The 21,849-nt window shown below is 40.9% G+C and carries 15 protein-coding genes; 11 read left to right on the plus strand and 4 right to left on the minus strand.

Going from position 1 to position 21,849, the window contains the following annotated elements:
- Positions 1-21: 21 nt before the first annotated feature.
- A complete protein-coding gene (locus tag I6J02_RS09605) occupies positions 22-1,656 on the minus strand; it encodes a S8 family serine peptidase (RefSeq protein ID WP_201681463.1) in 1,635 nt (544 codons plus the stop codon).
- Between the two features lie 182 nt (positions 1,657-1,838).
- On the opposite strand from I6J02_RS09605, the gene I6J02_RS09610 reads away from it, so the two are divergent.
- Entirely contained in the window at positions 1,839-3,998 is a 2,160-nt protein-coding gene (locus I6J02_RS09610; protein WP_201681464.1) for a S9 family peptidase, read from the plus strand.
- Between the two features lie 59 nt (positions 3,999-4,057).
- On the opposite strand, the gene I6J02_RS09615 is transcribed toward I6J02_RS09610, so the two are convergent.
- Positions 4,058-4,306, minus strand: coding sequence for a hypothetical protein (locus tag I6J02_RS09615; protein WP_002997325.1), 249 nt, complete (start codon positions 4,304-4,306; stop codon positions 4,058-4,060).
- Between the two features lie 632 nt (positions 4,307-4,938).
- Between I6J02_RS09615 and I6J02_RS09620 the strand changes: the two genes are divergently transcribed.
- The 10 genes from I6J02_RS09620 (at position 4,939) to nagA (ending at position 19,741) form a co-directional block, all read left to right on the plus strand.
- Complete coding sequence (locus I6J02_RS09620) at positions 4,939-5,655, plus strand: GNAT family N-acetyltransferase (RefSeq protein ID WP_002997320.1); 717 nt, start codon at positions 4,939-4,941, stop codon at positions 5,653-5,655.
- 149 nt (positions 5,656-5,804) lie between these two features.
- Positions 5,805-6,989, plus strand: coding sequence for an argininosuccinate synthase (argG, locus tag I6J02_RS09625; RefSeq protein WP_201681465.1), 1,185 nt, complete (start codon positions 5,805-5,807; stop codon positions 6,987-6,989).
- 54 nt (positions 6,990-7,043) lie between these two features.
- On the plus strand, positions 7,044-8,063 hold the full coding sequence (argC, locus tag I6J02_RS09630) for an N-acetyl-gamma-glutamyl-phosphate reductase (RefSeq protein WP_201681466.1): 1,020 nt from the start codon (positions 7,044-7,046) through the stop codon (positions 8,061-8,063).
- Between the two features lie 265 nt (positions 8,064-8,328).
- Positions 8,329-11,418, plus strand: a complete 3,090-nt coding sequence (locus I6J02_RS09635) for a SusC/RagA family TonB-linked outer membrane protein (RefSeq protein ID WP_201681467.1) — start codon at positions 8,329-8,331, stop codon at positions 11,416-11,418.
- 12 nt (positions 11,419-11,430) lie between these two features.
- Positions 11,431-12,984 (plus strand): SusD/RagB family nutrient-binding outer membrane lipoprotein, encoded by a 1,554-nt coding sequence (locus I6J02_RS09640; RefSeq protein WP_201681468.1) that lies wholly within the window; start codon positions 11,431-11,433, stop codon positions 12,982-12,984.
- Between the two features lie 56 nt (positions 12,985-13,040).
- Positions 13,041-14,996 (plus strand): alpha/beta hydrolase family protein, encoded by a 1,956-nt coding sequence (locus I6J02_RS09645; RefSeq protein ID WP_236582390.1) that lies wholly within the window; start codon positions 13,041-13,043, stop codon positions 14,994-14,996.
- A 10-nt stretch (positions 14,997-15,006) separates the two neighbouring features.
- A complete protein-coding gene (locus I6J02_RS09650; protein WP_201681470.1) occupies positions 15,007-16,440 on the plus strand; it encodes a Gfo/Idh/MocA family protein in 1,434 nt (477 codons plus the stop codon).
- A 21-nt stretch (positions 16,441-16,461) separates the two neighbouring features.
- Positions 16,462-17,199, plus strand: coding sequence for a glucosamine-6-phosphate deaminase (locus I6J02_RS09655; RefSeq protein ID WP_201681471.1), 738 nt, complete (start codon positions 16,462-16,464; stop codon positions 17,197-17,199).
- A gap of 10 nt (positions 17,200-17,209) precedes the next feature.
- Positions 17,210-18,493, plus strand: coding sequence for a sugar MFS transporter (locus I6J02_RS09660; RefSeq protein WP_201681472.1), 1,284 nt, complete (start codon positions 17,210-17,212; stop codon positions 18,491-18,493).
- A 57-nt stretch (positions 18,494-18,550) separates the two neighbouring features.
- Positions 18,551-19,741, plus strand: coding sequence for an N-acetylglucosamine-6-phosphate deacetylase (gene nagA, locus I6J02_RS09665; RefSeq protein WP_201681698.1), 1,191 nt, complete (start codon positions 18,551-18,553; stop codon positions 19,739-19,741).
- A gap of 5 nt (positions 19,742-19,746) precedes the next feature.
- Here nagA and I6J02_RS09670 read toward each other — a convergent pair whose 3' ends face one another.
- Both I6J02_RS09670 and I6J02_RS09675 read right to left on the minus strand, forming a co-directional pair.
- Positions 19,747-20,760 (minus strand): LacI family DNA-binding transcriptional regulator, encoded by a 1,014-nt coding sequence (locus I6J02_RS09670; protein WP_201681473.1) that lies wholly within the window; start codon positions 20,758-20,760, stop codon positions 19,747-19,749.
- Between the two features lie 171 nt (positions 20,761-20,931).
- Entirely contained in the window at positions 20,932-21,762 is an 831-nt protein-coding gene (locus I6J02_RS09675) for a hypothetical protein (protein ID WP_201681474.1), read from the minus strand.
- Positions 21,763-21,849 lie beyond the last annotated feature (87 nt).

Here is a 21,849-nt window from a genome sequence, read left to right on the forward strand (position 1 = left end):
TATTTTATATCACAAAAAAAATTATTTTTTCTTCTGTGACAGATATTTATCTGCTTCGGCAATAGCCTGATATGCATTCACAACACCACCTGTAACACTGATTTCATCCAGATATACTTTTTTCTTGCTTCCGTCTTCAGCTTTAATAGATACTTTTTTATCCACTTTAACAACAGATTTCATGATAATATCTTTTGTTTCTTTAGCCGTCAACTGCGGATAATAGGAGCGAATCATAGCAGCAAGACCGGCCACTACCGGTGAAGCCATACTTGTTCCTTGCTGCTCTTTGTATAAAGATCCTGGCATAGTAGAATTGATTTTTACTCCCGGAGCAAATACATCTACCGTCTTGTATCCGTAATTGGAAAAATCGGCTACCAGATTGTCATCCTGATAAAGTCCGCTTGCGCCTACTGTGATCCAGGCATCTGCTTCCCCCTGAATGGCATCCAGGCTATCCGTATAGTATTTTGTCGGAAAATTTTTGTGAATATCTACATCCTGACCATCGTTACCGGCAGCATGTACCAACAATACATCTTTAGAGATTGCAAATTTAACTGCGTCATCTACAGCTTTTTTGTTGTAAGCATAACTTTTTCCAAAGCTCATATTGATGACCTTTGCACCATTCTCAGCTGCATAACGGATCGCATTTGCTACATCTTTATCACGCTCATCACCATTTGGTACAGTGCGTACAGCCATTATTCTCACCTGGTCTGCTACACCATTAATACCTATATTGTTATTGCGTTTTGCTCCGATGATACCGGCTACGTGTGTTCCATGCTCCGCATCAGGTCCTGTAACATCTGCATTTCCATAATAACGTTCTGTAGCGTCTTCATAATTATCGCCAATGATATGACGTGGATCAAACTCTTTGTTCAGGTGATATTTGACCTGATCTCCATAGTAAGTTGCTGCCTCTCCCAATTGAGTGTAAAACTGAGATACTGATCCTTTTTCTTCCTGAATTCCTCTTTTAGCAATACGCAAAGCCATTTTTTCCTGATCATTGGCAGGTGAATAAGCTTCAATATCTGCTAATGTCAATGTAGTGGTGTCCTTACCTATTTTTTTGAAGATAATCTCTAACTGGTCTTTCAGTTTGACATAATTCAGTTCGCCAAACTGTGCTTCCTCCAGTTTTTTTGCATACTCACTTACCATTCCCTGATATGCTACAAATTCTCTTCTTTCAGCTGCAGTTAAGGGAGTGCTTGGTAATACGGAAATATATTTAGGCTCATACTTACGGATCAAACGGGTCAATTCCAGATTGTCATGGTTGACATTTTCTCCGTTTGCATTTCCGATAAAGTTCCAGCCATATTTATCATTGATATAGCCGTTTTTATCATTGTCTTTACCGTTATCATTATTATCTTTGGGATTGATCCAGAGTACATCTTTAAGGTCCTCGTGTTTGACATCCACACCCCCGTCTATAACAGCTACAATGACCGGAGTAGCTTTTCTTCCTTTCAATAATGTCTGATACGCTTTTTCGGTGCTGATTCCCATTACGCCGTCCTGTTGGAAATCAAGATTGAACCAGTTGGCAGGTGTCTTTTGATCCTTTTGCGCAAACGAAAGAACCGGTAATGTACCAAAAGCTAATATAATAGCTAATTTTTTTAATCTCATAGTCGCTTATAAACGTTTATTTCTTAATTAATGATCTATAAACAAATATAGGGCAATAATCTGAAGCAAATTGTTAATTTTTTCTAAATCGGTAAAACTTTTCGGTTATCTTTAATGAGTTTTCATTTTATGGGTTTCAAAGACCTGTATTTTGTCAAAATACTAATTTCAAAACTCTATTTATGATGAGAAAAATTACCATATGGGTAGGAGCTTTAGTCTTGCTATCCTCTTGTTCTTCAAATAACAATATGTCAGAAAACAAACCATTACAATGGCCGGATATTGCTGCTCCGGTCGCTGCTGTCAAACCGCACCAACGGGTCACTCATGGAGACACCGTTACAGACAATTACTATTGGATGATCGATTATTTTAAAAAGGGACCGGATTCTTCCAATGTTGTCAGTTATCTTGAGGCTGAAAATGCTTATACTACTGCCATAATGAAGCAGACAGAGCCTTTTCAGCAACGCTTATTTGATGAACTGAAAAGCCGGATTAAAGAAACAGATGAATCTGTTCCGTACTTTAAAAACGGATATTATTATTATACACGTACATTAGAAGGAAAGCAATATTATAAATACTGCCGTAAAAAAGGTAGTCTGGATGCTCCTGAAGAGATACTGCTGGATGTAGATGCAATGGCTAAAGGTCATGCTTACTATGCTGTAAGTGGCTTGTCAGTGAGTCCGGATAATAAGTTATTAGCTTACGGCGTGGATACGGTGTCACGTCGTGAATATATTGTACATGTAAAGAATCTGGAGACCGGAAAGATCATGAGTGACCGGATTTCCCGTACAAGTGGTAGCACAACCTGGGCTAATGATAATAAGACGTTGTTTTATACAGCTAAAAACCCGGTCACATTACTCAGTGAGAAAATAAATAGACATACGCTGGGCACAGACGAGAAAAATGATGTCACTGTATATCATGAAAAAGATAACACCAATTACATTGGAGTGAGCAAGTCCAAAAACGGAAAATATATAATGATCTATACCGGAGGGACATTATCTTCAGAAGAATATATACTGAGTGCTGATGATCCGAACGGAACATTTAAAATTTTTCAGCCACGTATTAAAGATGTGCTCTATTCTGTGACTCCTTTGGAAGACAGGTTTCTGATCGTTACCAATGATAATGCTAAGAATTTTAAAGTTATGGAATGTCCGCTGGACAAGACCGGAAAAGAAAACTGGAAAGAGATGATCCCTCATCGTGCAGATGTGATGGTGAGTGACATCGATGAGTTCAAAGATTTTCTGGTGATTTCTGAGCGTAAAAACGGCCTGACGCAATTAGCTGTGCGGAATCTGAAAGATGGTAAACAGCATTATCTGGATTTTGGTGAGGCAGCATATACAGTATCTCCAAGTACGAATGTTGAGTACAATCTCACTACAGTACGTTACGGATATACGTCGCTGGTGACTCCTTCTTCTACCTATGAGTATAATATGGAGACACATGAAAAGAAATTACTGAAACAGCAACCAGTATTAGGCGGATATGATGCGGGCAACTATGTCACTGAGCGTATTTTTGCAAAAGCAAAAGATGGTACATCTGTACCTATTTCTATCGTATACAAGAAAGGTTTCAAAAAAGATGGTCAATCGCCACTTTTGCTATATGCTTATGGTTCCTACGGAGCATCTATGGATCCGGGTTTTTCATCTACAAGATTGAGTTTGCTTGATCGCGGATTTGTATATGCCATTGCTCACATCAGAGGAGGAGAAGAGATGGGCCGTCAATGGTATGAAGACGGTAAAATGATGAAAAAGAAAAATACCTTTACCGATTTTATCGATTGTGGACAATATCTGATCGATCAGAAGTATACAAGTAAAGGTCACCTGTATGCTAAAGGAGGTAGTGCGGGAGGATTGTTGATGGGAGCTGTGGTAAATATGGCGCCGGATCTTTGGAATGGTGTAATTGCTAATGTTCCTTTTGTCGATGTCGTGAATACCATGCTGGATGAAACGATTCCTTTAACAACAAATGAATATGATGAATGGGGAAATCCGAATACAAAAGCTGCATATGAATATATGAAAAGCTATTCTCCATATGAAAATATTGAAAAGAAGGATTACCCTAATATGCTCGTGACAACAGGACTTCATGATAGTCAGGTTCAGTATTTCGAACCGGCGAAATGGGTAGCAAAACTGAGAGCAACCAAGACGGATAAAAATATACTGTTGCTAAAAACGGATATGGACTATGGTCACGGAGGTGCATCCGGAAGATTTGATTACCTCAAGGAGGTGGCACTGGAAGACGCATTCCTCTTTGCTTTGGAAGGTATCACCAAATAGCATTACAAAATAAGGGCAACCAACTGGTTGCCCTTTATTATTTTAAAAATACCGTTAGCCTATTTATTATGCAGGCTGTCCAGTTTTTCTTCCCGTTCGATCTCTCTGGAATCCAGTTGGTGTTGGCGGTAATTGTCTATAGCTACTTTACTGGCTTTTTGAGAAACTATAATGCCGATAATAGCAATAATCGTTACTATCGATATCCCCCAGACGTATTTCTTCTTGTCTTGTTTGACAAGCCAATACATACAAAAGATATAAGGTACTGCGAAAAACAGATAAAAGATAATGCTGGGCGTATCCATATAAACTAAATTTAAGGTGTATTGCACCTGTTTGCAGATGCAAAATTATCGAAAAATAAGCATTTAAAAAATTTTACGTTTGCTGTCGCCAGATGATGACCTGATACTGACATGTAGCTTTCGTATCCTATTTACAAAATCATAATGCTACGATTGCAATTTGTAAATGTGAAAATTTCAATTTTAGAATATGGAGAAGTCAGAAGGAGGGGACGGTATGGTATTGGAAATCAATATATTCTTTGAAAATCATAATTCAGTAAGGTTTTGAATTTTTTTCAAAAAAACGATGCGTTTATTGCATAAAAGAAAAAAATAATTTTATACATTTGCGCAGTCCATAACAAAGACATTTTTTCATTGCATATGAACAGTAAAAAAACAATAGCTCAATCGTATCTACAACCTTTCGAAAGGTTTGTGAGCAGGTTGGTTTATGCTTTTTTATATATGGAATGTCCTGTTATTCGCTTCCGACGACCTATACTGCCTCGAGCTTGATAAAGAGGCAGGCTACTTCCAACAAATAAAAGGTTCTTCCTGCTCGAAGATCCGGGTTTCAATTTTTTTTGTTTATTTACTGACAAAACTAACATTCAGTTGTTGTTTTATTATTTGGGGTCGTTTCATTCATGACAATTTCAGATTTTTTAATTATTCCGGCCAAACCAGAACATACGCACTATGCAGAGATCATATGTGATGAAATGTTCGAATCTGCGAAAGCTCGCGGTACTGGTATTGCACGTCGTAAACCGGAGTATGTGGCGAACAAGATGACGGAGGGTAAAGCTGTAATTGCATTGCATAGAGATGGCAGATGGGCCGGCTTCTGTTATATTGAGACATGGAGCCATGGTGACTATGTCGCTAATTCGGGTCTTATTGTTAATCCTGAATTTCGTAAAGTCGGACTGGCCAAAGCAATCAAAAAGCGTGTCTTTGAATTGTCCCGTGAAAAATATCCGCATGCCAAGATTTTTGGTCTTACAACAGGATTGGCCGTAATGAAGATCAATTCGGACTTGGGGTATGAGCCTGTGACCTATTCTGAACTCACAACAGATGATGAATTCTGGAAGGGATGTCAAAGCTGTGTGAACTATGATATACTGGTTAGTAAAGAACGCAAAAACTGTATGTGTACAGCTATGCTGTGGGACCCGGTTGAGAAAGAACGGGAGTTGAAAGAAAAGATACAGCGTAAAATGGAAGCGAAAGAACGTTTGGATCGTATTGCCAAAAAGCAATCTCTATTGAAACGTATTGAAGCAAAATTGTGGAAATCCACAAAAAAAATGGTGATGGCGGTTTTTCCTTATCATCGTAAACCTGCAAAAGGATTTTAATTTTTATATTATTGTTGTAGATCTTCATGTTGAAGAATGGACAGTATATAATTTCAACAATAATGAAAATAAGATTTAAGCACTTCTGACTGTGGTCAAATGAAGCCTTTTATCGAAATTTCATATATAATAAAAAGTAAAAAGGACACATGAAAAAAGTAGTTTTAGCATTTAGCGGGGGATTGGATACGTCATTTTGTTGTATCTATCTAACCCGGGATTTAGGTTTGGAAGTGCACTCTGTTATCGTGAATACAGGTGGTTTTTCGACTGAAGAGTTGGCGACAATTGAGAAGCGCGCATACGAATTAGGCGTTAAATCACACGCAGTAGTGGATGAAACAGAAAACTACTACCGTGACAGTATCAAATATCTGATCTTCGGTAATGTATTGAAAAATGCTACTTACCCTTTATCCGTTTCTGCAGAACGTGTGTGTCAGGCTACAGCAATTGCTAATTACGCTAAAAAAATAGGAGCAGAATGTGTGGCTCATGGTTCTACTGGAGCAGGTAATGATCAGGTACGTTTTGATATGATCTTTAATACCCTGATTCCTGGTGTGGAGATTATTACGCCTATCCGTGATCTTAAACTGAGCCGCGAAGCGGAAATCGAATACCTGAGCAAACATGGAGTGGAATATTCTGCTGAGAAAGCTAAATATTCTATCAACAAAGGCATCTGGGGTACTTCTGTGGGGGGAGCAGAGACATTGACTTCTAATCAATATTTACCAGATTCAGCATGGCCTACTCCGGTTACCTCATCTACCCCCCGTCAGGTGACTATCGACTTTGAAAACGGTGAGCCTGTAGCATTGGATGGTAACAAGATCGGTGCTGTACGTGTTATTCAGGAACTTCAGGCTATTGCACAGCCATACGGTATTGGTCGTGATATTCACGTAGGAGATACAATCATCGGTATCAAGGGACGTGTTGGATTTGAAGCAGCAGCCCCTGTGATTCTGATCAAAGCTCACCATACTTTAGAAAAACACACGTTAACAAAATGGCAACTGGCATGGAAAGACCAGATTGCAGGTTTCTACGGCAATTATATGCACGAAGGGCAGATGCACGATCCTGTGATGCGTGATATCGAAGCGTTCCTTGCAAGTTCACAATCTACAGTTAACGGTCGCGTATACGTAGAATTAAATCCTTACCGTTTTACAATTCTGGGAATAGATTCTCCGAATGACCTGATGTCTAACAAATTCGGAACATACGGTGAGATGAACAATGGATGGACAGGAGATGATGTAAAGGGCTTCTCTAAGATTTTCGGTAATCAGACATTGATCTGGCATAAAGTAAATGCTAAATAAGAAAGCATAATACGTTAACGCGATACAGAAGTCTGTCGCAATACAAATGAAAGAATGGAAAAGATTAAAGTAGGAATTGTAGGATCTGCAGGATATACAGGAGGAGAACTTCTTCGGGTATTGATCTATCACCCCGATGTGGAGATCGTATTTGCACAGAGTGCTTCTAACTCCGGAAATAAAATTTACGATGTACACAATGACCTGTTCGGAGATACGGAACTCACTTTTTCTTCGGACATCTGTGATGATATAGATGTTCTGTTCTTATGTGTCGGACATGGTGATGCACGCAAATTCCTGGAGGCCAATATTATTGCAGAACATGTGCGTATTATTGATTTGTCTCAGGATTACCGTCTCCGTGCACATACAGAGTATCAGCAAAAACAATTTGTATACGGGTTGCCTGAATTAAACAGAGATCTGATCAAAACAGCTCAATATATTGCTAATCCGGGCTGTTTTGCTACCAATATCCAACTGGCATTATTACCATTGGCAGAGCAGGGACTACTTCCTGATCAGATCCATATCAATGCTACGACAGGATCCACGGGTGCAGGACAAAAACCAGGTGCAACGACTCATTTCTCCTGGCGCAATAATAACTTGTCTGCATATAAATCCTTTGAGCACCAGCATCTGCAGGAGATTTCCGAATCACTCGATCAGCTGCAAAACGGATTCTTACCAGTTTCCGAAAAAACATTGTTGGATCGGGCTGCCGAAAGAATCAATTTTGTTCCGCAACGTGGCGATTTTACAAGAGGTATTTTCTCTGCTATATATGTAGACACTGATCTTACGGAAGAAGAGGCTTACAAACTGTATGAATTGTATTATACCGGTCATCCGTTTACACATGTAAGCCGTGCAAATGTAGATCTAAAGCAGGTCGTCAATACAAATAAAAGTATTATTCACCTTGAAAAACACGGAAATAAGCTACTGATTCTTAATGTAACGGATAATCTCTTAAAAGGGGCTTCCGGACAGGCTGTTCAGAATATGAATCTGATGTTTGGACTGGATGAACGGGCTGGTCTCCGATTGAAAAGTGTAGGATTCTGATTATTGTCAAACCTATAGATATAGAAAAGCGTCTGGTGTAAACCAGACGCTTTTTTTATATAACACCATTTTTAGTTTCATAATAAATCTTAATTTTCCTTGTAGTAAAATGGATTCTACGAGTATGTTTTATCGATAGCGTTACCGATAACGCTACCGGTGTTTTATTTGTCTGTTTAGTCGTTTTTATAGCAAACATCCTCTTTCTTTGAATATCAGATAGCGCTAGCTATTGGAAATATTCACCCAAATTAATAAACAGATTATGATACAATGTAAACCATTTAGCTTTGTATTCTTGTTAGGACTATCGCTGTTTTTTTTCTTGTCAGGCACTTCAGATGTGGTGGCTCAGGAAAATGATATGCAGATAAAAGGAGTGGTCAAAGACGCTTCTACGCAGTCCGTAATTGCAGGAGTATTAGTTAGCAACCCGAAAACCAAACAGCAGACCAGCACAGATGCTTCCGGTGCTTTCAGCATCAAGGCGAATGTCGGAGATGTGCTCAGATTCTCCTTTATTGGCTACGAACAGGTCAATGTCTCTGTTACAGCAACAAAATCTATAGAAGTCGTTATGAAAGCGAGCAATTCTATGATAGAAGAAGTCGTCGTGACGGCTTTAGGTATAAAACGTGAGGTCAAATCACTGACCTATGCTACTCAGCAACTGTCTGGATCCGCAGTAAATGATGTGCGTGATAATAGTGGTAACGTTATGAGCAGCCTTACGGGGAAGGTTGCAGGTGCCGTTGTCACTACAGCAGCTACAGGGCCGGGAGCTTCGGCTCGTGTCGTTCTTCGGGGTAATAAATCTATAAGCGGTAATAATAATGCGCTGATCGTGGTCGATGGGGTTGTTTTTGATAACTCCAGCCAGCAGCAGGCTACCGGAACTACTTATAATTATGGTACAAGTGATGGGGCTGCCAATATCAATCCGGACGATATCGAATCCATTAATATTCTTAAAGGACCTTCTGCAGCAGCCTTGTATGGTAGTCGCGGAGCGAATGGTGCTATCGTCATTACGACAAAGCGCGGAACTGCAGGGCGTTACCAGATTGACTACAACGGAAGTGCTTCTTTTGACCAGGTTAATATGCTGACCAAATTTCAAAACACCTACGGAAGAGGAAATGGAGGCGTATATGCCGATAATGCAGCAGAGAGCTGGGGTACAAAAGCACAGACTTACCAAAGTAATGTTGGAGACTTTTTCGAAAACTCCGCGACTTTCAATAATACGGTCAGTACCTATGGCGGAACTGAAAAGGTACAGGGATACGTGTCCTATTCTAACAGTAAGATCGGAGGAATTGTTCCCGGAAATAAGTTGGGAAAGAATGCGCTGAATCTGAGAGTCAATACAGAACTGATCCCGAGATTGAAAACAGATGTAAAACTGAATTATCTTAATCAAAAAATAGATAACAGACCTCGTCTTGGCGATGCAGGCACACCTATCGAAGCCTATATTATGCCTCGGGATATGACATCCGACGAACTTGGACAGTACGAAACCATCAATCCGGCGAATGGCCAGCCTATCCGTAAGTACTGGACGAATTCTTCTATTTATGACAATCCGTACTGGAGTACAAACCGCACTTCGGTAGACGAACAGCGGGATCGTATCACCGCTTTAGGTTCGGTGACCTACGAATTTACAGATCGTATCCGCATAATGGGAAGAGCTAGTTTTGACAAATATATCGATAAGACCTATGGTAAATTCTATGATGGTACAGTTTCATTAGGAGATGTACGCAAGGGGGGTAAATATTATGAAACCAATGCCAGATACTGGGAGAGAAATCTGGATGTACTCCTTACAGGTGATCAGGATTTATCAGAACAGATTAAACTTAATTTTACAGCAGGAGCAAGTGCACTGACGCGTAAATATTCCATAACACAGGATATGGCTAATGGCTTGTCTATTCCAAATCACTTTTCTCTGACTGCTGCGACCACACCTGAATTTCCGATAGTACAGGATTATGAAAGAAGACTCAACTCTGTATATGGAAGTCTGCAGTTTGGATTTTTTGATTACCTGTTTCTGGATATGACTGCACGTAACGACTGGTCCTCTACATTAAAAGCTCCACATAGTTATTTCTATCCTTCTGTAGGGGTTTCAGCGGTATTTCATGAGGCTCTTAAATTGCCGCAATGGGTAACCTTCGGAAAGGTCAGAGGATCTTACACCATTGTTGGTAATGATGCAGAACCTTCTTTACTGAGACAATTATACCTCTTCTCACAAGGAGCTGGACAAGGTTTTATTTCGCGCTCACCAAATAAATCTATTGAAGACCTTAAGCCGGAAAAAACGAAGTCTCTGGAAGTGGGGCTGGATATGAAATTCTTTGACAATCGTTTAGGATTTGACTTTACCTACTATAAAGCGAATACAATTAATCAATTGTTATTTATAGGAATGCCTATGGCCAGTGGATTTAGTCGTCAGTATATTAATGCCGGAGACATCCGCAACAGTGGTATGGAACTGCAACTGAATGCAACACCTGTGCGTAAGGAAAATTTCTCCTGGCAGACAGGAATTAACTTCTCTGCCAATACTAATAAGGTGATCGAACTGAGCGAAAAGACAAAGCAGGTAAATGTCACTGATAATACAAAGTATGCAACAGTTGTAGTTAAAGAAGGGGAACGTTATGGCGACCTGTACGGACATAAATGGAAAGTGGACGCTGCTACAGGAAAGTATGTTGTAGGTGCTAATGGTCTTCCGATCGTAGAAGCCAATAAAAAATTAGGCAATTTTAATCCGGATGCTTTAGTAGGGTGGAGCAACAGTTTCAGTTATAAAAACTTTCAGTTGAATGCACTTATTGATGCGAGGATCGGAGGAGAAATTGTCTCCGGTACGGCTGCTTATCTTGCTGCTTTCGGAGTAGGCGATTTTACAGAAACCGGTCGCGAAGGTGGATTAGTGCTGGATGCCGTAACAGAAACCGGCGCAGCTAATACCACAGCTATCACTGCACAACAACTTTGGACTACGGTATCTCAGAATGGACGTGATGCATGGGGCGAGTTTTTTACCTATGATATGACTAATGTCCGTTTACGTGAATTAGCACTCTCCTATAAATTCAAATTGAAAGAGCAACATTTTATTAAGAATGCACAAGTATCCGTAACAGGTAGAAACTTGTTCTTTTTCTACCGAGGTAAATCTACGCTCAATATCCCGGGAATCGGAAAACGAAATAATCCGATAGATCCGGAAGCAGCATTGGGAGCCGGAAATTATCAGGGTGTTGAACTGGGACTTCCACCATCGGTAAGAACGTTTGGAATGAATGTAAAACTGACTTTTTAAAGAGAGAATATCATGATAAAGAGAATGTATAAAATATATGTACTGGCAGCCTTAGGTTTGGCTTCATGTACAAAAGATTTTGTGGATATTAATAAAGATCCCAACAAACTGACAGAAGTCGGACAACGCGAAATGCCTTTTATGTTTGCAAAGGCGCAGTCTTCTTCGGCACTTAACAGAAGTTTCTATCAAACTGTACAGAATCTGGGGGCCGATTTATATGCCCAGTATTTTGCACTGACGAGTACATCCTTTGCTACAGACCGCTATGCATTGGTGCCGGATTGGCAAAGACGATTTTGGACTGTTGTATATGTTGATACTGCTCCGCAGTTAAAAAGTATACTAAGTAATGCGGAACCAAATTCGGGAGAAGCTGCTTTGGCGAATATCCTGTGGGTTTATGCATTTCACAGACTGACAGACCACTTTGGACCTGTTCCATATTTTGATGCCGCAGAAGCAAAGGATGTAATTCCATATGATCCTATGGACAAAATCTATGATGATTTCTTCGTTCGGCTGACGAAGTCGGTCGCAGATTTAAAAGCTTTGCCCCCAGGGACTAAAATCTTTGAAGGATATGAACTTATGTATAATGGTAATATAGATTATTGGGCCAAGTTTGCAAATTCACTTCGGTTGCGTCTGGCATTACGTATCTCCAAAGTCAATCCGACAAAAGCTAAGGCAGAAGCAGAGGCAGCTATTGCGGCAGGAGTCATGACCGTCAACGATGAAAATGCATTACTGCTGAAAGCACTCGCAGGTAACGATACAAATGGTTTGTCGCAAGTAGCTGCATGGAATGAATTTGCCATGAGTTCTACCATAGCCTCCTATCTTAAAGGATACGAAGATCCGCGATTGTCTATATATTTCCAGCCGTCAGTGCTTAGCAATTCATTTAATAGTCTTCGTAATGGCCTCACAGCAACAGATCTGGGTAACCAGCGAAACAGACCGGGCTCCAACTCTAATGTCGGAACGTACTGGGCAACCAAAAAGACGGATGGTACTTTTGATGGAAATCTGGTCAACAAATTTCACATTATGTGTGCCGCAGAGTCCTATTTCCTTCGGTCAGAAGGAGCTTTGAATGGCTGGAATATGGGAGGAACAGCACAGGAATTATATGAACAGGGAATAAAACTTAGTCTTCAGCAATGGGGTGTAATGGATGCCACGCTGATCAATACTTATGTGTCTTCTGTAAAAACACCTGCAGCCCCGGGAGACTTTAATAATTCTCCTGCTGTTGCGCAGACTCCAGTAAAATGGTCAGCAAGTACAATGGAACAACGGGAGCAGATTGGTGTACAGAAGTGGCTGGCTATCTTTCCTAATGGTATGGAAGCATGGGCGGAATACAGAAGAACAGGATATCCGAAAATGTATGATGTTGTGAAATCCGATAGCCCCGATCTGCCTCAAGGGACATTTATCAAACGGATGCCTTATCCCCTAACAGAAGAAACCAGTAATCTGGAGGAGCTGAATAAAGGCCGGGCACTACTGGGAGGAAAAGATAATGCTGCAACGAGATTATGGTGGGATGTAGATTAAGTTCAGGCCGTATAGTGAAACCCTGTTTTATTGTTTTTATGATAATGTTATTTTCAATGCATACACGAGCTCAAAATTCAATTCCCCGTTTGTTTGAATCCGAAAATATACCTGACCCTGTCGCTTTGCCATTGACAAGTAAAGCTGCAGAACTGGCTTGTAGACATTGGAGCAGACCGCCGTTGGAAAGAGAAGATGTAATTCGTATCATCCGGAAAAATACCAATTTCAGGAATCACGAAAACAAAAATGTAAGTTACATGATTGTAAACTCGCTGGAACGTCCGGGATTTACAATACATACTATCCTGTTTGAGAGCAGGGAAGGCGTTTGGGTGCCGGCAAGTCTGTATGTTCCGAAAGGAGAGGGGCCATTTCCTGCAGTTATTAATAGCCACGGACACTGGAAGGATGGAAGGCGTACAGATATAGCACAGCAAACTGCCCAGTTACTGGCAAATAATGGATATGTGTGTCTTAACATGGATGCCTGGGGTGCCGGCGAGCGTGGTTCGGAACATACACATGAATACCACGGTTCCAATCTTGGAGCCTCTTTGATGAATGTCGGAGAGACCCTGTTAGGGTTGCAATTGTCGGATAACAGGAGAGGAGTAGATCTGTTATGTACGCTTCCTTATGTTGATCCAAATCATATTGGTGCAACAGGAGCGAGTGGCGGAGGTAATCAGACGATGTGGTTGGCTGCAACGGATGATCGTATCAAGGCAGTAGTTCCTGTAGTGAGTGTGGGTACATTCAGGGCATATGTCATGAACAGTAACTGTGTATGCGAATTAATGCCTGACGGGCTCACTCAATTAGAAGAAAGTGACGTACTGGCTGCGGTGGCACCACGTGCATTGAAGATGCTTACCGCGATTCAGGATGGGAATGCAGCCTTTGCTCCGCTGCAAATGTTAAAAACCTATAAACAAATCGCAGGTCGTTTTACTGAAAAACAGTTAGCATATGAATTGTTTAATTCCGGACATGATTATAATACGGATATGCAGAAGAGCATGTTAAACTGGTTTGATACACAGCTCAAAACCAATACGACACAACAGCAGGATCTTACTGTTGCACCACTTGTGCCAGTTGAGGACTTATCAGTATTCAAAGGAGATAAAGCACTGCCTTCTATTGTGACGACCAAAGATTATATCAGGATAGCCGGACAAAATTTGCGGAAACAACTAGAGAATGAAGCGCCTATCGATCGGAAAGAAAAGCAGACAGAGCTCGAAAGGCTGTTGTATCCTGGACAAAGAGATAGTATCATAAAGAGATATGCGTACAACGCAAACAAAGGGTGGCATCCTCTTCTGTTGGAAACCCGTCATGAGCAGTTTATTCCACTTTTATACCGCCTTCCAAAAAATCAGAGTCAAGGATTTAAACTGATTATATCTTCAAAAGGAAAACAGGAGATTGATGCTGTGCAACTGACTACGCTCGAACAGCATGGGTATGGTATTATTGTCTTTGATCTCTATGCTGTTGGTGAAAGATCCTCAGATACCGGTGATCATATTGACGGACAATTACCCCGTTTTCATACTGTTTCACGTGCATCGCTCTGGTTTGGAGAACCGATGATGGGTATTTGGAGCAACGAGATTGCTATGGTTATTCAAGAGATACAACAACGTTTTCCGGATCAGCCGCTATCTATTCTGGCGGATAAGGAGGCGGCATTGGCCACACTTTATTACACCGCATTAGCCGGACAGACTTATCCGGTAGAGCTGAATGAAGTACCTCTTAGTTATGTATGGGATGAAGGGAAAAGTACAGATGCATTTAATATGGCTGTGCATGTTCCCGGTATCGTTTCATGGGGAGATTTGCCGATGCTGTTAGCGTTGAACAATTCACAAATTCACCTTTCTAAAGTAGTTTCCATTACGGGTGAGAAACTGAGCAATAGCGGTTGGGAAACATACAATTTCTGGTTGAAGACCCTTAAACATAAATTAAATACGAACGGCAAAATTTCACGAAACTAACAACACAGATATGGGTACAGATAGAAGATCATTTTTAAAATTATCAGGATTGGCAGGAGTCGGCTTGCTCAGTGGCTGTAGTACCGGGACTAACCAGGCTACAGAAGCAGATAGTAAACTCGGACATATTCTTAAAGAAGCAGAGAAGGAATATAGCTCCGGATTTAATATGTCCGGATATGCGGCTCCCAAACTTGAGGTCGTGAATATTGGATTTATAGGTGTCGGAAACCGAGGGTCAGCTGCTGTGGAACGTATGAGTTATATCGAAGGTGTCTCGATAAAGGGTATATGCGACGTACGAACCGAAAAGGCAAATGAAGCCAAAGCCCGGATAAAAGCCGGCAATCATGAAGCTCAAATTTACAGCGGATCGGATGAAGCCTGGAAAGAAATGTGTCAGCGGGAAGATATATCTCTAGTTTATATCGCTACGCACTGGGCTACACATGCTGAAATGGCTGTATACGCTATGGAACATGGCAAACACGTCGCTCTGGAAATTCCATCTGCGACTTCGGTTGAAGATTGCTGGAAGCTGGTGATGACATCTGAAAAGACAAAACAACACTGCGTTATTCTGGAAAACTGTTGCTACGACTTTTTTGAATTGCTTACGCTTAACCTTGCCCGTCAGGGCTTCTTTGGGGATATTGTACATTGTGAAGGTGCTTATATTCATGATATTCTGGATAGTTTTTTTGATGAGAAGAAACGCTATGATTTTTGGAGATTAAAGGAGAATGCACAGCGCAACGGAAACCTATATCCCACCCACGGACTGGGACCGGTTTGTCAGGTACTAAAAGTGAATCGCGGAAACCGGCTTGAATACATGAGTTCGATGTCTTCCAAAGATTTTATGCTGGAAGCGAAAGCCGAAGAGATGGCGAAGACCGATCCCCGTTTTAAAGCTTATGTAGGTAAGCCTTTTCGGGGCGACATGAATATATCCAATATAATGACAGCTTCGGGAAGTACGATTATGCTGCAGCATGATGTTTCCACGCCAAGACCCTATTCCCGTCTGCACCTGATTAGCGGGACTAAAGCATTTGCACAGAAATACCCTTTGCCTGGTAAAATAGCCGTAGGACATGAGGATTTTATGGGAGAAGCTGAAATGAAAAATCTGGAAGATACACATACACCCGGACTGGTTAAGAAAATCGGAGAACTGGCAAAAAAAATAGGAGGACATGGGGGCATGGACTTTATGATGGATTGGCGCCTGATCGATTGTCTCAGAAACGGACTTCCAATGGATATGGATGTCTATGATGCAGCAGCATGGAGTGTAATTGGCCCCTTAAGCGAATGGTCTGTTGCAAATGGCTCAAAACCTATTATAATACCTGACTTTACAAGAGGAAACTGGAAAAAGAATAAGGTACATGATATTGATCTGCATACTGGCGGAACAACTGGAGTATTAAATAACTAAACATATATAGAAGGAGTAATTGTGAAAATTGAAAAACTAGAAAATCATCAGGATTTGGGCAAACGCGCAGGTCAGATCGGAGCAGAAGCCATTAGACAAGCTATTCGTAAACAAGGATATGCAAACATTATTTTAGCGACAGGACAAAGTCAGTTTGAGACCATTCAGGAACTGGTCAGGGCGGAAGATCTGGATTGGTCCAAAGTGAGAATGTTTCATCTGGATGAATATATCGGATTACCGGTTACACATCTGGCAAGCTTTAGAAAATACCTCACAGAGAGATTTGTGAATCATGTGCCGGCTCTTGCTGAAGTGGTGCTGATTGATGGAGAGGTTGTACCGGTGGAAGAGGAATGTCAGCGACTGGCCCGGAAAATCATGGATAACCCTATTGATGTCGCATTTGTAGGAATTGGAGAGAACGGACATCTTGCATTTAATGATCCTCCTGCGGATTTTGAAGAAACATCACCATACATTGTCGTCAATCTGGATAAACAATGCCGGCAACAGCAATTGGGAGAAGGGTGGTTTCCTTCTCTGAATGATGTGCCTTTGCAGGCAATAAGTATGTCTATCAGACAGATTATGAAATCAAAGAAGATTATCTGTGCTGTGCCGGATAGCCGAAAAGCACAGGCCGTGAAGGATTGTCTGAGCGGAGAGGTATCCAATATGCATCCGGCGAGTATTTTGCAGCAGCATCCGGATTGTACTTGTTTTGTGGACAGCGGGTCAGGAGCATTATTGCCTTAAACAGGAACTTATGACAAATAAACCCCTTAATAAAAGAGATACAGCTATTTCGGTTGGCATAATAGGGATGATGTTTTTCATCTTCGGATTTGTGTCCTGGATAAATGCGATACTGATTCCTTATTTTAAAATTGCCTGTGAACTGACTAATTTTGAGTCTTATCTGGTTGCATTTGCCTTTTATATTTCCTATCTGGTCATGTCTTTACCTTCTTCTTTTCTGCTTAAGAAAATAGGATTTAAAAAGGGAATTATGGTTGGGTTCTGGACAATGGCATTAGGTGCATTCATATTTGTGCCTGCAGCATACAGCAGAGCTTATCCTGTGTTTTTACTGGGATTATTCACGTTAGGAGCTGGTCTTGCCATTTTACAAACAGTAGCTAATCTGTATATCACCGTTGTCGGCAATAAGGAACGTGCGGCACAACGCATAAGCATTATGGGTATATGTAATAAAGGAGCAGGTATACTTGCTCCTTTAGCATTTTCAGCTGCCATATTGCGTCCTACAGATAGTGAACTCTTCAGGCAGATTCCACTGATGAATGATCTTGTCCGGGCGACAGTGCTGGACGAACTTATCATGCGTGTAGTCATACCTTATACAATAGTTGCCTGTGTTCTTTTTATTATCGGAATAGCGGTACGTTACTCTCCTCTTCCTGAACTGACGCTGGAAGACGATACAGATAATAAAGCAGGGAAGAAAAATATTCTGCAATTTCCGCACCTTGTGTTAGGAGCAATCGCGATTTTTCTGCACGTAGGAACGCAGGTTATTGCTATTGATACAGTGATCAGCTATGCAGATACCATGGGGCTGACGCTTATTGAAGCCAAAGTATTTCCTTCCTATACTCTTACAGCAACGATAGTAGGTTATCTTTTAGGGATTGTTGTTATCCCCAGGTTTATCAGCCAGCGTAATATGTTGAAGATTTGTACGCTGACAGGGCTACTGTTGTCTTTGTCTATACATCTTTTTCACGGTCAGGTAGATTGGCTGAATCACCATGTAGATATATCGATCTGGTTTGTTGTACTTATTGGCCTGCCAAATGCGTTGATATGGGCCGGAATATGGCCTCTGGCATTGGACGGACTTGGTAAATACGCTAAGGAAGGATCAGCATTACTGATTATGGGGCTATGTGGAAATGCCATTTTGCCTCTTATTTATGGGGCAGTTGCAGATGTAAGCAATGTACAGACAGCCTATGCTGTATTGATTCCATGCTTTTTATATTTAGTATTTTATGCTTTTATCGGACATAGAATCAAAAACTGGTAAAACTTACAGTCGGGTGAATGCATCCGGCTGTTTTATAATATTATTAACATGAGTGAAATGCAGGTAAAAATAATTAATGCCAAGCTGATATTACAGGATTATATTATTCCCAACGGATCTCTGTTGATCCGGGAAGGAAAGATTGTCGGAATTCACGAATCTTCTGTAGAAACGGAGAGTGATGAAACAGTTATAGATGCGGAAGGGATGTATGTATCGCCCGGATTTATAGATATACATGTTCATGGCGGAGGTGGGGCGGATATCATGGATAATACGGTAGAAGCCTTTCTGATCGTTGCCGCTACACATGCAAAATATGGAACAACTGCCCTGTTGCCTACAACGCTCACTAGCGAAACTGCTGATTTAATTGATTTGTTTCACGTGTATGAGCAGGCACTGTTACAAAATAAAGATGGCGCACGTTTTCTCGGGCTTCATCTGGAAGGGCCTTATTTTGCTATGAACCAGCGCGGAGCTCAGGATCCGCGTTATATCCGGGATCCGGATCCGGCAGAATATGAGCCTATTTTGCGTGATTACCACCATCTCATAGCCCGATGGAGTGCAGCACCGGAATTGCCCGGAGCATTAATATTTGGTCGCAAAGTGCGTGAAAAGGATATTTTACTGGCATTAGCGCATACAGATGCGGTATACGGGGAAATTATAGAGGGGCTGGAATCGGGATATAATCTCGCTACTCATCTGTATTCCGGAATGTCCGGTATGACCCGAAAGAATGCTTACCGATATGCGGGTACGATAGAAAGCTGCCTTTTGCTGGACGATATTCATGTCGAAATAATTGCAGATGGTGTACACCTCCCGGCTCCGTTTTTACAGTTAATCCATAAAACAAAAGGTACTGAGCGTATTACATTGATAACGGATGCAATGCGTGCAGCAGGAATGCCTGAAGGTAAAAGTGTATTAGGAAGTCTGCGAAATGGTTTAGAAGTAATTGTAGAGGACGGCGTAGCTAAGCTGCCGGATCGTTCTTCTTTTGCGGGAAGTGTGGCTACTATGGACAGATTGATCCGTACGATGCTGAGTGAAACTTCGGTAAGCCTGCTGGAAGTTATCCGTATGGTCAGCATCAATCCTGCCCGTCTGATTAAAAAAGATCAGGAAATAGGATCAATAGCAATAGGCAAAGATGCTGATCTGGTATTTTTTGATAAGGACATTAATATCCACAGAACTATTATTCAGGGCAGATCCGTTTATGAAAAGGAGAAATAGCCGGACTATTGAAAACTGACAGAATCCCGGACAATCAGTCTTCCGGGCAAAATAACATCTTTAGATTCATAATTCCGGTTTTTGATATGTTTGATAAGTAATTCACAACTTCTCTTTCCTATTTCAAAAGCCGGTTCTTCTATAGTAGTAAGGTTAGGCTCCACTACACTCGCAATAGGATCGTTCGTAAACCCAATAACACCAACTTCAACACCTACCTGTATGTGATGCCGTTTTAAAGTGAGAATAGCTCCAACGGCTTTCCGGTCATTGACAGCAAAAATTGCATCGGGTCTTTGATGGAGAGCTACTAGTTTTTCTGTGTCTTCAGATCCGTTTGTCTGCGAAAAACCGGAATGTATAATATAATCAGATAGTACGGGAAGTCTGTGCTGTTCCAATGCCCTGAGATAGCCATTCAAACGTTGTTGAGTGAATTTTAATTCTTTGGGGCCTGCTATATGAGCAATTCTGCTGTATCCGTGCTTTATAAGATAAGTGGTAGCTTCATAGGCACCTTGAAAATCATCCTGTAATACTTTTGAAGCCGTGCTATTCATCGGTGCGCGGTCGAAAAATACGATGGGCATACCATCATTCCGGAGTCTTTCAAAATGATCCTCCAGCAGGGAATCAGAGGAGATAGAAATCAGAAGACCGTCCAGACTTGTTATAGCCAGATTTTCCAGAAGATCACGCTCGCGTTCAGCATGATCATTAGTTACATAAAGGATCACATTGTATCCAGATTCATACGCCTGCTCCTGTATACCCGATATAACTGTTGAAAAATAATAGTTCGTGATAAAGGGAATCACAATCCCGATATTCTTGGTACTGCCTGATGCAAGAGCTGCAGCATTTTTATTGGGTTTGAAATTAAGTTCCTTTGCGAGTTCAAGCACCCTGTTTCTGGTTTCAGGATTTACATCATAGGTATCCCGGAGTGCTCGAGAAACAGTGGAAACAGATATATTAAGGATATCTGCAATTTCTTTAATACCAATATTCTTTTTCATGACCGGTTTACTAAATTTCTAATATAACAAAACATCTTTAATTTATAGATGCTTCCACGGATTAAGAAGTCAGGATAATGATATTCCTTGCCGGAAAAAAGAAAGAATAAAAAAACGGGGTTGTTTCGATTATTCGAAACAACCCCGTCTCCTATATAGAAAAATTGTTTTCTACTTTTCTAACAATTTGATATCTCTTTCGATAGATACGTTGTCGCCAGTCACAGCTTTACCGTCTTTATCGACCAATGTCAGTTTGATCTTGGCATCTCCCAAAGGAAGACCTTTGATCTCGTATGGTGTCCACTGATCTAATGTAAAATCCTGTCCGTTTACACTCGCTACAACCTTATTCCCGTCAGCTGCTAACGTAGTATTCACCAGATAAAAATCTAACAACAGATTTTTAGTGTCTTCACCTTTATATTCTCCTTTAGGACGACTGTAAAATAGGGAGGCCTCTTTAGGAGTTGGAAGTTCAGTAATCTTTCCGGTATTATCGACCTTGAATTTTACCAATTTATAAGCATCTGCTGCTTTGATAGATTCATGATAAGAACGCGAAAGGAACGATAACAGGTAATGCTCAGAATTAAGTGCTACTGTTACCGAATTTTCAGGTTTATACAATGCTGCATATGGCTTGTTATCCAAAATAAAATGGATGTGTTGCCCTTCATGCGAATTGGCCATATGATCTGCATGTTCGTGAGCAGTCTGTTCGGTCAGTTTGAAATTTTCTACCGTGTACTTAACAGTTATTTTAGCAGAATCAGTTCCTGCTTTTTCAGATGTAAGGGACGCAATTTTTAAGGTAGCACCCGGAAACTCTTTAGAGTGACCGACTGGAGTAACTGTAACTTCTCCTGTCTTTGATGTATCTGACATAGAGGTAGAATCACCACTGTCTCCGCCTGTAGTCTTTGTCGGATTATTACACGAAACTATAGTTGCTCCTACAGCAACAATAGCCAATGCCGATTTCCAAGATTGTTTTTTCATCTTAATAAATTTATAATTAATGATTACGATAAACTAATTTTAAGGATCAGAGACCCTATTTAGTTAAAACAATAAATACAGAAAAAG

It is taken from the genome of Sphingobacterium spiritivorum, assembly GCF_016725325.1.
Classification (GTDB): Bacteria; Bacteroidota; Bacteroidia; order Sphingobacteriales; family Sphingobacteriaceae; genus Sphingobacterium.

What these genes read in the sequence shown, in the direction of transcription:
- nagA (WP_201681698.1), top strand. Translation starts at nt 18,551, where the DNA reads ATGCAGGTAAAAATAATTAATGCCAAGCTGATATTACAGGATTATATT.
- I6J02_RS09620 (WP_002997320.1), top strand. Translation starts at nt 4,939, where the DNA reads ATGACAATTTCAGATTTTTTAATTATTCCGGCCAAACCAGAACATACG.
- I6J02_RS09660 (WP_201681472.1), top strand. Translation starts at nt 17,210, where the DNA reads ATGACAAATAAACCCCTTAATAAAAGAGATACAGCTATTTCGGTTGGC.
- I6J02_RS09675 (WP_201681474.1), bottom strand. Translation starts at nt 21,762, where the DNA reads ATGAAAAAACAATCTTGGAAATCGGCATTGGCTATTGTTGCTGTAGGA.
- I6J02_RS09645 (WP_236582390.1), top strand. Translation starts at nt 13,041, where the DNA reads ATGCATACACGAGCTCAAAATTCAATTCCCCGTTTGTTTGAATCCGAA.
- argC (WP_201681466.1), top strand. Translation starts at nt 7,044, where the DNA reads ATGGAAAAGATTAAAGTAGGAATTGTAGGATCTGCAGGATATACAGGA.
- I6J02_RS09615 (WP_002997325.1), bottom strand. Translation starts at nt 4,306, where the DNA reads ATGGATACGCCCAGCATTATCTTTTATCTGTTTTTCGCAGTACCTTAT.
- I6J02_RS09670 (WP_201681473.1), bottom strand. Translation starts at nt 20,760, where the DNA reads ATGAAAAAGAATATTGGTATTAAAGAAATTGCAGATATCCTTAATATA.
- I6J02_RS09605 (WP_201681463.1), bottom strand. Translation starts at nt 1,656, where the DNA reads ATGAGATTAAAAAAATTAGCTATTATATTAGCTTTTGGTACATTACCG.
- I6J02_RS09640 (WP_201681468.1), top strand. Translation starts at nt 11,431, where the DNA reads ATGATAAAGAGAATGTATAAAATATATGTACTGGCAGCCTTAGGTTTG.
- argG (WP_201681465.1), top strand. Translation starts at nt 5,805, where the DNA reads ATGAAAAAAGTAGTTTTAGCATTTAGCGGGGGATTGGATACGTCATTT.
- I6J02_RS09610 (WP_201681464.1), top strand. Translation starts at nt 1,839, where the DNA reads ATGATGAGAAAAATTACCATATGGGTAGGAGCTTTAGTCTTGCTATCC.
- I6J02_RS09635 (WP_201681467.1), top strand. Translation starts at nt 8,329, where the DNA reads ATGATACAATGTAAACCATTTAGCTTTGTATTCTTGTTAGGACTATCG.
- I6J02_RS09650 (WP_201681470.1), top strand. Translation starts at nt 15,007, where the DNA reads ATGGGTACAGATAGAAGATCATTTTTAAAATTATCAGGATTGGCAGGA.